The 13,724-nt window shown below is 65.2% G+C and carries 10 protein-coding genes; 8 read left to right on the top strand and 2 right to left on the bottom strand.

Annotated features, from left to right (window positions below):
- Positions 1-10 precede the first annotated feature (10 nt).
- Positions 11-940 carry a recombination-associated protein RdgC gene (locus C4S71_RS20265; RefSeq protein ID WP_103970351.1) on the bottom strand — a complete coding sequence of 310 codons (930 nt, stop codon included), beginning with the start codon at positions 938-940 and terminating at the stop codon, positions 11-13.
- A gap of 184 nt (positions 941-1,124) precedes the next feature.
- Here C4S71_RS20265 and C4S71_RS20260 point away from each other — a divergent pair, with 184 nt between their 5' ends.
- From C4S71_RS20260 to rpsA, 7 genes are all read left to right on the top strand, one after another.
- Complete coding sequence (locus tag C4S71_RS20260) at positions 1,125-1,553, top strand: acyl-CoA thioesterase (protein ID WP_103970350.1); 429 nt, start codon at positions 1,125-1,127, stop codon at positions 1,551-1,553.
- A gap of 174 nt (positions 1,554-1,727) precedes the next feature.
- Entirely contained in the window at positions 1,728-4,460 is a 2,733-nt protein-coding gene (gyrA, locus tag C4S71_RS20255; RefSeq protein ID WP_103970349.1) for a DNA gyrase subunit A, read from the top strand.
- A gap of 182 nt (positions 4,461-4,642) precedes the next feature.
- Positions 4,643-5,728 (top strand): 3-phosphoserine/phosphohydroxythreonine transaminase, encoded by a 1,086-nt coding sequence (serC, locus tag C4S71_RS20250; protein WP_086508941.1) that lies wholly within the window; start codon positions 4,643-4,645, stop codon positions 5,726-5,728.
- Positions 5,729-5,731: 3 nt separating this feature from the next.
- Entirely contained in the window at positions 5,732-6,823 is a 1,092-nt protein-coding gene (gene pheA / locus C4S71_RS20245; protein WP_086508931.1) for a prephenate dehydratase, read from the top strand.
- Between the two features lie 26 nt (positions 6,824-6,849).
- Positions 6,850-9,132, top strand: coding sequence for a bifunctional prephenate dehydrogenase/3-phosphoshikimate 1-carboxyvinyltransferase (locus C4S71_RS20240; RefSeq protein ID WP_103970361.1), 2,283 nt, complete (start codon positions 6,850-6,852; stop codon positions 9,130-9,132).
- Complete coding sequence (gene cmk / locus C4S71_RS20235) at positions 9,129-9,818, top strand: (d)CMP kinase (protein ID WP_103970348.1); 690 nt, start codon at positions 9,129-9,131, stop codon at positions 9,816-9,818. The genes C4S71_RS20240 and cmk overlap by 4 nt, the downstream gene beginning before the upstream one ends.
- Before the next feature lie 178 nt (positions 9,819-9,996).
- Positions 9,997-11,673, top strand: coding sequence for a 30S ribosomal protein S1 (gene rpsA, locus C4S71_RS20230; protein WP_086508929.1), 1,677 nt, complete (start codon positions 9,997-9,999; stop codon positions 11,671-11,673).
- A 109-nt stretch (positions 11,674-11,782) separates the two neighbouring features.
- Here the strand turns inward: rpsA and rimO are convergent, their stop codons facing one another.
- Complete coding sequence (rimO, locus tag C4S71_RS20225; RefSeq protein WP_103970347.1) at positions 11,783-13,144, bottom strand: 30S ribosomal protein S12 methylthiotransferase RimO; 1,362 nt, start codon at positions 13,142-13,144, stop codon at positions 11,783-11,785.
- A gap of 135 nt (positions 13,145-13,279) precedes the next feature.
- Here rimO and C4S71_RS20220 point away from each other — a divergent pair, with 135 nt between their 5' ends.
- A complete protein-coding gene (locus tag C4S71_RS20220; RefSeq protein ID WP_103970346.1) occupies positions 13,280-13,690 on the top strand; it encodes an SRPBCC family protein in 411 nt (136 codons plus the stop codon).
- Positions 13,691-13,724 lie beyond the last annotated feature (34 nt).

Here is a 13,724-nt window from a genome sequence, read left to right as displayed (position 1 = left end):
CCGGATTCGGTCATGCACTTGCCTGCGCAGCGCCATTGGCTTCGCCGCCGAGCCAGTCGATCAGCCGCTCTATCTCTTCTGCCAGGGCCTGTGTCATCAGCATGAAATCGGCTTCGAGGCGCACGATGGCGTCTCCATCGTCCTCGGTTTCGCTGGCCTCGTCGATCAGTGCGTCACTGAACCGCAGGGATTTCAGCGTCAGATCGTCGTGCAGCACATAGCCCAGGCGGCCTTCCACTTCGATGGCCAGGCGGCTGGCCTGCTTGCCCGTCGCCAGCAGCTGCTGGATCTCGTCGCTGTCGAGATCCACCTGGCGGGCGCGCAGCACGCCATCGTCGCCCTTGGCCTTGAGCTCCACCTGGTCGCCCAGCTGCAGCGCGGCAGGGCGTGACTTCTCGTCGGCGAGCCACTGCGTCATGGCACGCATCGGCAGGATTTGGGCGGTCAACGGGGTCACCTTGAGGCTGCCCAGGGTCTCGCGCAGCAGATCGAGCGCCTCCTCGGCGCGCTTGCGGGAGCTGGTGTTCACCGCGATCAGCTCGCGACGGGTATCCCACCACAGGTCGACCTTCTGGCTGCGGACGAAAGCGCGCGGCAGCAGCTCCTCGTAAACCTGCTCCTTGAGTTCCTGCTTCTCCTGGCGGCGCAGCTTGCGCCCCTCGCGGGCCTCGATCTCGGCGCTGCGCTCTTCCACTTCCTCGCGCACCACCCCGGCGGGCAGCAGGCGCTCATGGCGCAGCATGGTCATCAGGCGCTGTCCCTGCAGTTCGTGCAGCAGCGCGGTGCCGGCACGGCCCGCGGGCGGACACCACCCCACGCGCCTGGCTTCCTGGCTGCCGGGCGTGCGTGCCGCCTGTCCGGCCAGGGCCTCTTCAAGGTCGGCGGCGGGGATCGCCGCCGCCCCGTGCAGGCGGTAAAGGTGCAAGTGCTTGAACCACATGGTGCATTCCCTGAGCGTAAAGGACGCATATTATGGCGAAGGGGGAGGCCGGGTTCCAGTGGCACGTTTGCCGCTGGCCGCTTATCGGTCAAGGTGAAAATTCAAACCATTGTTTGAATCTGGCGCGGCGGCGGGCCTAGAATCGAGCGGAATCAACCCCTCGACGCATCAAGGAGAGCATCGCATGGATCCCCGTATTTCCCGTGTCACCCTGCGCGTGCGTGGCTATCACCTGGACGGCTACGGTCACGTCAACAATGCCCGCTACCTGGAGTTTCTGGAAGAGGGGCGCTGGGGTTACTTCGACGACCGCCCCGACCTGGCGCGTCATTTCGCTTCGGGCGACCCGGCGCTGGTAGCGGTCAACCTCAACATCAACTATCGCCAGGCCGCGGTGGCCGGCGACGACCTGGAAGTGCTGACCCGCATTGCCGACCTGAGCAGCCGCAGCGCGCGCATGTATCAGGAGATCCGTCGTATCGGCGACGGCAAGCAGATCGCCGATGCCGACCTCACCTTCGTGCTGCTCGACGTACGGGCCAAGCAGGCCATGGCAATAGAAGGCGATATCCTCCAGGCGCTGGAGCCGCTCGTGCTGCCGAAAGCGTCGTAAGTCCCAGCATCATTTGCCTGGCCGTGTCCAGGCCTCCTTTGCACTGTCCCTCAAGCTGCCTTTGTGCCGGCCGGAGTGGTATGATGGCAGGCTGTAATGGCGCGCCACGCCTCGGCCACGGCTTGGCTTGACGGAGCGCGCCAAACCGCTGCAGTGCAAAGGATTCGACGACCCATGGGTGACATCGCCAGAGAGATTCTGCCAGTCAACATCGAGGACGAACTGAAGCAGTCGTACCTCGACTATGCGATGAGCGTAATCATCGGCCGCGCGCTACCGGACGTACGCGACGGCCTCAAGCCGGTGCACAGGCGCGTACTGTTCGCCATGCACGAGCTTGGCAACGACTGGAACAAAGCCTACAAGAAATCGGCCCGTGTGGTGGGCGATGTCATCGGTAAATACCACCCCCACGGTGACAGTGCGGTCTACGACACCATCGTGCGTATGGCGCAGGACTTCTCCATGCGTCACGTGCTGGTCGACGGCCAGGGCAACTTCGGTTCCATCGACGGCGACAGCGCGGCGGCCATGCGTTACACCGAGGTGCGCATGGCGCGGCTCGCCCATGAGCTGCTGGCCGATCTCGACAAGGACACCGTCGACTGGGTCGACAACTACGACGGCACCGAGCGCATTCCCGAGGTGCTGCCGACCAAGGTGCCCAACCTGCTGATCAACGGCTCCTCGGGTATCGCCGTGGGCATGGCCACCAACATCCCGCCCCACAACATGGGCGAGGTGATCGACGGCTGTCTGGCGCTGATCGACGACTACACCCTCACCGTCGACGATCTGATGGAGTACATCTCCGGCCCCGATTTCCCCACCGCGGGCATCATCAACGGCCGCGCCGGCATCCTCGAGGCCTACCGCACCGGCCGCGGGCGCATCTACGTACGTGCCCGTCACACCATCGAGTACCATGAGAAGAGCGGCCGCGACCACATCATCGTCACCGAGCTGCCGTACCAGGTGAACAAGGCGCGGCTGATCGAGAAGATCGCCGAGCTGGTCAAGGAAAAGAAGATAGAGGGCATCGCCGAGCTGCGCGACGAGTCCGACAAGGACGGCCTGCGCGTGGTGATCGAGGTGAAGCGCGGCGAGTCCGGCGAGGTGGTGGTCAACAACCTCTTCGCCCAGACCCAGTTGCAGAACGTCTTCGGCATCAACATGGTCGCCATCGAGAACGGCCAGCCGAAGATCCTCAATCTCAAGGAAATCCTCGAAGCCTTCATTCGTCACCGCCGTGAAGTGGTTACCCGGCGCACCCTGTACGAGCTGAAGAAGGCCCGCGAGCGCGGTCATATCCTCGAAGGCCTGGCCGTGGCCATCTCCAACATCGACGAGGTGATCGAACTGATCAAGGCCTCGCCGAGCGCCGCCGAGGCCAAGGAGAGGCTGCTCGACAGGGTCTGGCCGCCCGGCCAGGTCACCGCCATGCTCGAGCGCGCCGGCGCCACCTCGTGCAAGCCGGAAGAGCTGGAAGAGGGCTTCGGCCTCAACACCACCGGCACCGAGTACCGTCTCTCGCCGGCCCAGGCCCAGGCCATCCTCGAGCTGCGCCTGCACCGCCTGACCGGTCTCGAGACCGAGAAGCTGCTCGAGGAGTATCTGGGCATCCTCGAGAAGATCGCCGAGCTGATGGCCATTCTCGCCTCCAGCGAGCGCCTGCTCGAAGTGATCCGCGAGGAGCTCGCCGCCGTGCGCGATCAGTTCGCCGACCCGCGCCGCACCGAGATCCAGGCCAGCCATCTCGACCTCTCCATCGAGGACCTGATCGCCGAGGAGGACATGGTGGTCACGGTCTCGCGTACCGGCTACGCCAAGACCCAGCCTCTCTCCGACTACCAGGCCCAGCGCCGTGGCGGTCGCGGCAAGTCGGCCACCGCCATGAAGGACGAGGACGTCATCGAGCATCTGCTGGTGGCCTCCACTCACGACACCGTGCTGCTGTTCTCCAACAAGGGCAAGGTGTACTGGCTCAAGGTCTACGAGATGCCCGTCGCTAGCCGCGGTTCCCGCGGCAAGCCGCTGGTCAACCTGCTGCCGCTGGATGAAGGCGAGGCGATCAACGCCATCATGCCGGTGAAGGACTACAGCCCGGATTGCTACATCTTCTTCGCCACCGCCAAGGGCACGGTCAAGCGCACCAGCCTCGATCAGTTCTCGCGCCCGCGCAGCGTCGGCCTGATCGCCATCGACATCGAAGAGGGCGACCGCCTGGTGGGGGCCGCCATCACGTCGGGCAACGACCATGTGATGCTGCTGTCGTCCAACGGCAAGGCGATCCGCTTCGAAGAGAGCAACGTGCGCGCCATGGGCCGTACCGCTCGCGGCGTGCGCGGCATGAAGCTGCTGGGCGACGCCGAGGTGATCAGCCTGATCATTCCCAAGAGCCAGCAGATCGACGCCGATGCCGATATCGAAACCGAGGGCGAAGAGGGCGCGCCGCTGGAGAACGGCAACGGCGGCCAGATCTACATCCTCACCGCCTCCGAGAACGGCTACGGCAAGCGCACCCGGCTCGAGGAGTTCCCGCTGCGCGGTCGTGGCGGCCAGGGCGTCATCGCCATGCAGACCAGCGAGCGCAACGGCTCCCTGGTTGCCGCCATGCAGGTCTACTCCGCCGACGAGATGATGCTGATCACCGACCGGGGCACCCTGGTGCGTACCCGGGTCGACGAGGTCTCGATCACCTCGCGCAACACTCAGGGCGTGATGCTGATCCGCCTGGGCAACGACGAGAAGCTGGTCAAGACCGTGCGTATCGACGAGCCCGAAGCGGCGAGCGAGCTCGAGGATGGCGCCGAGGGTGAAGCGGAGGACGCGCCGAACGCCGAGCTGCAGAGTGGGCCGGATGCGGACGAGAACGGCAGCGTAGAAGAGAGCCAGAACGACGAATAAGGCTTGCCGCCAAGCCGAGCGATGAGCGCCGGGGAGAAGTCGGAGCGAGGGTTTTTTGCCATGGAAGGCAAAAATAGCGCCCAGGGATGGGTTTACAGCGCCCTCGCGAGACTTCTCGACGGAGCAGCCCATCGCGTGTCGGTTCAGTAACCATGCTTGAGCTGAGACGGAACACCACGCTGATGACACGCCACTATAATTTCTGCGCCGGTCCCGCGGCGCTGCCCACCCCGGTGCTGGAACGCGCAAGGGAAGAGCTGCTCGACTACCAGGGCCGTGGGCTCTCGGTCATGGAGATGAGCCACCGCTCGCCCGAGTTCGTCGCCATCGCCGAGCAGGCCGAGGCCGACCTGCGCGAGCTGCTCGCCGTACCCGAGAACTACAAGGTGCTGTTCCTGCAGGGCGGCGCCAGCCTGCAGTTCTCCATGGTGCCGATGAACCTGCTGGGGCAGGGCGGCGCCGCGAATTTCCTCTATACCGGCATTTGGGGCAAGAAGGCGCTGGCGGAAGCCAGGCAGCTGGGCTTTGCGGTGCACATGGCCGGCTCCAGCGAGCCCAGCGGCCACGCCGAAGTGCCCACCCAGGCCGACATCGCGCTCTCCGCCGATGCCGCCTACCTGCACTACACCGCCAACGAAACCATCGGCGGGCTCGAGTTCGACTACATCCCCGACGTCGGCGTGCCGCTGGTGTGCGACTACTCCTCCAGCATCCTGGCCGAGCCGCTCGACGTGTCGCGTTTCGGCGTGATCTACGCGGGTGCGCAGAAGAACATCGGCCCTGCCGGGCTCACCCTGGTGCTGGTGCGCGACGACCTGCTCGACCGGCGCTGCCCGCGCATTCCCAGCCTGTTCGACTACCAGGCCATGGCCGAGGCGGGCTCCATGGTCAATACGCCGCCCACCTACGCCTGGTACCTGGCGGGGCTGGTGTTCCAGTGGCTTAAGCACGACATCGGCGGGCTCGAGGCCATGGCGACGATCAACGCGCGCAAGGCAGCCAAGCTCTACGCGGCCATCGACGCCAGCGGCTTCTATTCCAACCCCATCGCGCCGCGCAACCGCTCGCGCATGAACGTGCCCTTCGTGCTGGCCGATGCCAGCCTGGACAAGACGTTCCTGGCCGAAGCCGAACAAGCCGGGCTGCTCAACCTCGCGGGCCATCGCAGCGTCGGTGGCATGCGGGCAAGCCTCTACAACGCCGTACCCGAAGCGGCCGTCGATACCTTGATCGACTTCATGGCCGACTTCGAGCAACGCAGGGGATAAGCCATGACCGATAGCCCCAACAATCTCGACACGCTGCGCCAGCGCATCGATGAGATCGACAACGACATCCTGCGCCTGATCAGCGCCCGCGCCGAGTGCGCCAAGCAGGTCGCCGAGGTCAAGACCAAGAGCGATAAAGGCGCCGTGTTCTACCGCCCCGAGCGTGAGGCCCAGGTGCTACGGCGGATCATGGAGCTCAACCAGGGGCCGCTCAACAGCGAAGAGATGGCGCGGCTGTTCCGCGAGATCATGTCCGCCTGCCTGGCGCTGGAGCAGCCCACCAAGGTGGCCTACCTCGGCCCCGAGGGCACCTTCACCCAGCAGGCCGCGCTCAAGCACTTCGGTCAGAGCGCGGTGAGCATGCCCATGGCGGCCATCGACGAAGTCTTCCGCGAAGTGGAAGCCGGCGCCGTCAACTACGGTGTGGTGCCGGTGGAGAACTCCACCGAAGGCGTGGTCAGCCACACCCTCGATTCGTTCATGGACTCCTCGATCCGTATCTGCGGCGAGGTGGTGCTGCGCATTCACCATCATCTGCTGGTGGCCGACACCACCCTGCGCGACAAGGTCTCGCGGGTCTACTCCCACCCGCAGTCGCTGGCGCAGTGCCGCAAGTGGCTCGACGCCCACTATCCGCGGGCCGAACGGGTGCCGGTGTCGTCCAACGCCGAAGCGGCCAAGATGATCAAGGGCGAGTGGCACAGCGCAGCGATTGCCGGCGACATGGCGGCCAAGCTCTACGGCCTGGAGAAGGTTGCCGAGAAGATCGAGGATCGCCCCGACAACTCCACGCGCTTCCTGATCATCGGCAGCCAGCACGTGCCGATGTCGGGCGAGGACAAGACCTCCATCGTGGTGGCCATGCGCAACCAGCCCGGCGCACTGCACGAACTGCTCGAACCGTTCCATCGTCACTCCATCGACCTCACCCGTCTGGAAACCCGGCCCTCGCGCACCGGCGTGTGGAACTACGTGTTCTTCATCGACTTCAAGGGTCACGTGGACGAACCGCGTGTCGCCGCGGTGCTCGAGGAAGTGCGTCTGCGCGCCTCCGAGCTCAAGGTGCTCGGCTCCTACCCCGTGGGTGTGCTGTAAGCGTGGTGGAACGTGGCAACCCGAGCGTGACGCCGAACGAAGCGCGAATCCTGATCGTCGGCCTGGGGCTGATCGGCGGCTCGCTGGCCGCCGCGCTGCGTGCCGCCGGCTTTCAGGGGGCCATCCAATCCTGCGACCCGGATGCCGGCGAGATCGCGCGCGGCATCGAGATGGGCCTGATCGACCACGGCGATACCCGGCTCGCGGCGCTGGTGGAAGGTGCCAGCATGATCGTGCTGGCGGTGCCGGTGCTGGCCATGCGCAGCGTGATGCAGGAGCTCGCCGAGCTGCTGCCCCGTGAGGCGCTGAGCGGGGCGGCGCCACGGGTGGTCGTCACCGATGTCGGCAGTACCAAGGCGGCGGTACGCGACTGCGCACTGGCGGCCTTCGGCGAGCTGCCGGCAGGGCTGGTGCTGGGGCATCCCATCGCCGGCTCCGAGAAGAGCGGTGTGGCGGCTTCGAACCCGCAGCTTTACCTCAAGCACAAGGTGATCCTCACCCCGACCCGCGAAACCGCCCCGGCCGCCGTGGCCCGGGTGCAGGCGCTGTGGCGTGCCTGCGGCGCCGAAGTGCTGGAGATGGACGTGGAGCGCCACGACCAGGTGCTGGCGCGCACCAGCCATCTGCCGCACCTGCTCGCCTTCTCGCTGGTGGACACCCTGGCGCGCCAGGACGAACGGCTGGAGATCTTCCGCTACGCCGCCGGCGGCTTTCGCGACTTCACCCGCATCGCCGGCAGCGACCCGGTCATGTGGCGCGACATCTTCACCGCCAACCGCGACGCCGTGCTGGCCTCCCTCGACGACTTCGAGGCCGGTCTGAGCCGGCTGCGCCAGGCCGTGGAAGCGGGCGACGGTGATGCTATGCTCTCCATCTTCGACCGTGCCAGCCATGCACGACACTACTTCGACTCTCTCCTGAACCAGACCAGTTATCAGGTGGAATACCAGATGCAACAACAAGGCAAGCTCACCTTCCGGGCCGCGCCCGGTGGCCGCGTGGCCGGGCGCATTCGCGTGCCGGGCGACAAGTCGATCTCCCATCGCTCGATCATGCTGGGCGCCCTGGCCGAAGGCGTGACCGAAGTGAAGGGCTTTCTGGAAGGGGAGGACAGCCTCGCCACCCTGCAGGCGTTTCGCGAGATGGGCGTGGCCATCGAAGGGCCGCACCAGGGGCGCGTTACCGTGCACGGCGTCGGCATGCACGGGCTCAAGGCGCCGGCCGGGCCGCTCTACGTAGGCAATGCCGGTACCGCCATGCGTCTGTTTGCCGGCCTGCTGGCGGGCCAGGCCTTCGATACCGAACTGATCGGCGACGCCTCGCTGACCAAGCGCCCCATGGGTCGCGTGGCCGACCCGCTGCGGCTGATGGGCGCCAGGATCGACACCGCCGAGGGCGGCCGCCCGCCGCTGAAGATCCACGGCGGCCAGAAGCTCGAGGGCATCACCTACGACATGCCCATGGCCAGCGCCCAGGTGAAGTCGTGCCTGCTGCTTGCCGGGCTCTATGCCGAAGGCGAGACCCGCGTGCGCGAGCCGGCGCCCACCCGCGACCATACCGAGCGCATGCTGGCCGGCTTTGGCTATGAAGTACATCGCGAAGGCGATACCTGCTGGCTCAATGGCGGCGGCAAGCTCAGCGCAGCCCCCATCGACGTGCCTTCCGACATCTCCTCGGCTACCTTTTTCCTGGTGGCGGCGGCGATCACCCCGGGCTCCAACCTGCTTCTCGAGCACGTGGGCATCAACCCCACCCGCATCGGCGTGATCAACATCCTCAAGCTGATGGGGGCCGACCTGCACCTCACCAACGAACGCGAGGTGGGCGGCGAGCCGGTGGCCGATCTGCACATCCGCTACGCGCCGCTCAAGGGCATCGACATCCCCCTCGATCAGGTGCCGCTGGCCATCGATGAGTTCCCGGCGCTGTTCGTCGCCGCCGCCTGCGCCACCGGCACCACGCGGCTGCGCGGCGCCGAGGAGCTGCGGGTCAAGGAGTCCGACCGCATTCAGGCCATGGCCGACGGTCTGGCGACGCTGGGCGTCGAGCACACCGTGCTCGAGGATGGCATCGACATCGTCGGCGCCGGCGACCGCGAAGTCGCCTACGGCGGCGGGCGTATCGACAGCCTGGGCGACCACCGTATCGCCATGTCGTTCGTGGTGGCCTCGCTGCGGGCCGGCGAGGAGATCGTCATCGACGACTGCGCCAACGTGGCCACCTCGTTCCCCGGCTTCACCGAGCTGGCGCGCACGGTCGGCCTGCGGGTCAGCGAAGAAGAGGTCAGGAACACAGGGGAGAACGCATGAGCGAAACGGCCAAGGTGCTGACCCTCGATGGACCCGGTGGTGCCGGTAAGGGCACCATCAGCCGTCTGGTCGCCGAGCGCCTGGGCTGGCATCTGCTCGACAGCGGTGCGCTGTATCGGCTCACCGCGCTGGCGGCCATGCGCCATGGCGTGGCGCTGAACGACGAAGCCGCGCTGGAGCGGGTGGCCGCCGGTCTCGACGTGGTGTTCGTTGCCGAGGCAGAGAGCACCCGCGTGCTGCTCGAAGGTGACGACGTCAGCCGCGAGATCCGCACCGAGCAGGTGGGCGACGCCGCCTCCCAGGTGGCGGCGCTCAACGGCGTGCGTCAGGCGCTGCTGCAGCGTCAGCGCGACTTCCGCCAGCCCCCCGGGCTGGTGGCCGACGGGCGCGACATGGGCACCGTGGTTTTCCCCGATGCCGAACTGAAGGTTTTCCTCACAGCAAGCCCCGAGGAACGGGCGCGCAGGCGCCACCTTCAGTTGCAGGAGGCGGGGGTGGATGCTAGTCTATCGAGTCTTTTGAAGGAAATTCAGGCACGCGATGCACGCGACATGCAACGCAGCGTGGCTCCACTCAAGCCGGCCGATGACGCCATAACGCTTGATACCACGAGCCTGAGTATACCGGAAGTGGTGGAACGGTTGACGGAGTGGCTGGCCCAGCGTGGCCTCGTCCCCGAAACTTGATCTCCCTTGCGGCGCCCTCGAACGGATGTCATGGCATGGTCGGGCACTAAATTCTTGCAAGCCCGGCCAGGTCCAACCAGCGCTAACATCCTCGGGGGTTTGGTAAATAAGGCCCGCACTCGCTGGTGGTGCGGAGAAGGCGGCAACGCCTCAACACCGTTGATCACGTAGGAAAATCATGAGCGAAAGCTTTGCTGAACTGTTTGAACAGTCACTGCAGGACATCAACATGGAGCCGGGCGCCATCGTCACGGCTACCGTCGTCGACATCGAAGGTGACTGGGTCACCGTCAATGCCGGCCTGAAGTCTGAAGGGCAGATTCCCGCGGCGCAGTTCCGCGACGATAACGGCGAGCTCACCATCGCCGTCGGCGATGAAGTCAGCGTCGCCCTGGAAGCCGTCGAAGACGGTTTCGGCGAGACCCGTCTGTCTCGCGAGAAGGCCAAGCGCGCCGAGGCGTGGAAGATTCTGGAAGCGGCCTTCGAGAAGGAAGAAATCGTCAAGGGCGTGATCAACGGCAAGGTCAAGGGCGGCTTCACCGTCGACATCGACTCCATCCGTGCATTCCTCCCGGGTTCCCTGGTCGACGTGCGTCCGGTGCGCGACACCACGCATCTCGAGCACAAGGAACTCGACTTCAAGGTCATCAAGCTCGACCCGAAGCGCAACAACGTTGTCGTTTCCCGCCGTGCCGTGCTCGAAGCCGAGAACAGCGCCGAGCGTGAAGCGCTGCTCGCCACCCTGCAGGAAGGCCAGCAGATCGTCGGTATCGTCAAGAACCTCACCGACTACGGCGCCTTCGTCGACCTGGGCGGCGTCGATGGCCTGCTGCACATCACCGACATGGCTTGGAAGCGCATCAAGCATCCGAGCGAAATCGTTGCCGTGGGCGACGAGATCAACGTCAAAGTGCTGAAGTTCGACCGCGAGCGCAACCGCGTCTCCCTGGGGCTGAAGCAGCTGGGCGAAGATCCGTGGGTCAGCATCACCGAGCGTTACCCCGAGGGTACCGTCGTTCCGGCTCGCGTCACCAACCTCACCGACTACGGCTGCTTCGCCGAGCTGGAAGAGGGTGTCGAAGGCCTGGTTCACGTCTCCGAGATGGACTGGACCAACAAGAACATCCACCCGTCCAAGGTCGTCAACATCGGCGACGAAGTGGATGTCATGATCCTCGACATCGACGAAGAGCGTCGTCGTATCTCCCTGGGTATCAAGCAGTGCACCCCGAACCCGTGGGAAACCTTCAACGCCCAGTACAACAAGGGCGACCGTGTGTCCGGTACCATCAAGTCGATCACCGACTTCGGTATCTTCATCGGTCTGGAAGGCGGTATCGACGGTCTGGTTCACCTCTCCGACCTCTCCTGGTCCGAGACTGGCGAAGAAGCCGTGCGTCGCTTCAAGAAGGGCGACGAAGCCGAAGCCGTCATCCTCTCCATCGACCCGGAGCGTGAGCGCATTTCGCTTGGCATCAAGCAGCTCGACTCCGACCCGGTGGCCGAGTACCTGGCCGTTAACGACAAGGGCTCCATCGTCTCCGGTCGCGTGATCGAAGTCGACGCCAAGGAAGCTCACATCGAGCTGGCCACTGACGTCGTTGCCGTGCTCAAGGCTTCCGAAATCAGCGCCGACCGCGTCGAAGACGCTCGCAACGTGCTGAGCGAAGGCGACACCGTCGAAGCCCGTATCGTCAACGTCGATCGCAAGAACCGCGCGATCAACCTGTCGATCAAGGCCAAGGAGCAGGACGACACTCGTCAGAACCTGAAGAAGCTGCGCGAGCAGGAAGTCGAAACCGGTGGCCCGACCACCATCGGCGACCTGATCAAGCAGCAGATGGGTCAGGACTGATCGTCCCTCGGGCTCCGTTCGCGGAGCCCGAACCCGGCTTTACAGCCAACAAAAACGCCACCCTAGGGTGGCGTTTTTGCGTCTGGGCTTTTTATTCAGGACCCGTTATTCAAGCACTATAAAAATCCATGAATTTTACCGGTTGAGATTCTTCTATCACCTCCGCCCAGAGGTCGTACTCGTCGGCGTTGGTCACGCGAGCGCGCACCACGTCGCCGGGGCGCAGGGTGCGCTTGGACTCCAGGAACACCATGCCGTCGATCTCGGGGGCATCGGCTTCACTGCGGCCGATGGGGCCGTCTTCGTCGACCTCATCGACCAGCACCTCGATCTCGCGGCCGATCTTGCGCTCCAGGCGAGCGGCGGAGATCTGCTGCTGGTGCGCCATGAAACGCTCCCAGCGCTCCTGCTTCACCTCATCCGGCACCGGCTCCAGGCCCAGCTCGTTGGCCGGCGCACCATCCACCGGGGAGTACTGGAAGCAGCCCACGCGGTCGAGCTGCGCTTCGCTCAGCCAGTCGAGCAGGTACTGGAAGTCCTCCTCGGTCTCGCCGGGGAAGCCGACGATGAAGGTGGAGCGAATGGTCAGCTCGGGACAGATCTCGCGCCAGCGCTTGATGCGGGCCAGGGTCTTGTCCTCGAAGGCGGGGCGCTTCATCGCCTTGAGCACCTTGGGGCTGGCGTGCTGGAAGGGGATGTCCAGGTAGGGCAGGATCTTGCCCTCGGCCATCAGCGGGATCAGCTCGTCCACGTGGGGGTAGGGGTACACGTAGTGCAGCCGCACGCGAATGCCCAGTTCGGAGAGCGCCTCGCACAGCTCGGTGAGGCGGGTCTTCACCTCACGACCGCGCCACTCGCTCGGCGCGTAGCGCAGGTCCAGGCCGTAGGCGCTGGTGTCCTGAGAGATCACCAGCAGCTCCTTCACGCCGGCCTTGGCCAGCCCTTCGGCCTCGCGCAGCACGTCGCCCACCGGGCGGCTCACCAGCTTGCCGCGCATGGAAGGGATGATGCAGAAGCTGCAGCTGTGGTTGCAGCCTTCGGAGATCTTCAGGTAGGCATAGTGGCGAGGGGTCAGCTTCACGCCCTGGGCCGGCACCAGATCGATGTGCGGGTCGTGCTGGTGGCGATGCGGGGCCGCCTCGTGCACGGCGCCCACTACGCGCTCGTACTGCTGCGGGCCGGTCACGGCCAGCACGCTGGGGTGAACGTCGCGAATCGCCGCCTCGTCCACGCCCATGCAGCCGGTGACGATCACCTTGCCGTTCTCGGCAATCGCCTCGCCGATGGCATCCAGCGACTCGGCCTTGGCGCTGTCGATGAAGCCGCAGGTATTGACCACCACCACGTCGGCGTCGTCATAGCTGGGCACGATCTCGTAGCCGTCCGTGCGCAGCTGAGTCAGGATGCGCTCGGAATCCACCAGCGCCTTGGGGCAGCCTAGTGAGACGAAACCGACCTTGGGAGTGGACATTACTAAACCTCTTGGATAAAGCTGAGCTATCGCAACTGGCAGGACATCTTCGCGATAGCCGCTGTAGGGCAGGGGGAGTACCCTGCAATGTGAAAGTGAAGCATTTTAGCGTCGAAGTGCAGCATAGGGAACCGCATGGCCACCATCGAACACAGTGCAATTCTCCAGGCGCCACCGGAGCGGGTCTTTGCCCTGCTCGAGCGGGTCGAGGATTTCGTCGACTACTCCGATCTGATCAAGCGGATCGAACCCCTCGGCGGCCAACGCTACCGTTGGCACGTGCATGCCGTCGGCATGGACTGGACCTTCGACGTGGCCATCACCGAGAACCGGCCGCCCGAGGTGCTGGCGTGGCAATCGGTGGAAGGGGTGCACAACGAGGGTTGCTATCGCCTCAGCCCGGTGGAAGCGGGTACCGAGGTCTCCTTCACGCTCACCTACACGCTGCGCAACCGCTTGGTCGAGAAGGCCGTGGCCAAGGCCGCCAAGCCGCTCGTCAGCAAGGTCAGCCGGCAGATCCTCGAGCGAGTGGAAGAGAGGCTGTAGGCTCGCGTGGCATGTCGTGTAAAAGTCAGCGCCT

This window comes from Billgrantia desiderata, assembly GCF_900108215.1.
In the GTDB taxonomy this organism is placed as follows: Bacteria; Pseudomonadota; Gammaproteobacteria; order Pseudomonadales; family Halomonadaceae; genus Halomonas; species Halomonas desiderata.
This window is presented reverse-complemented; position numbering and strand designations above follow the sequence as displayed.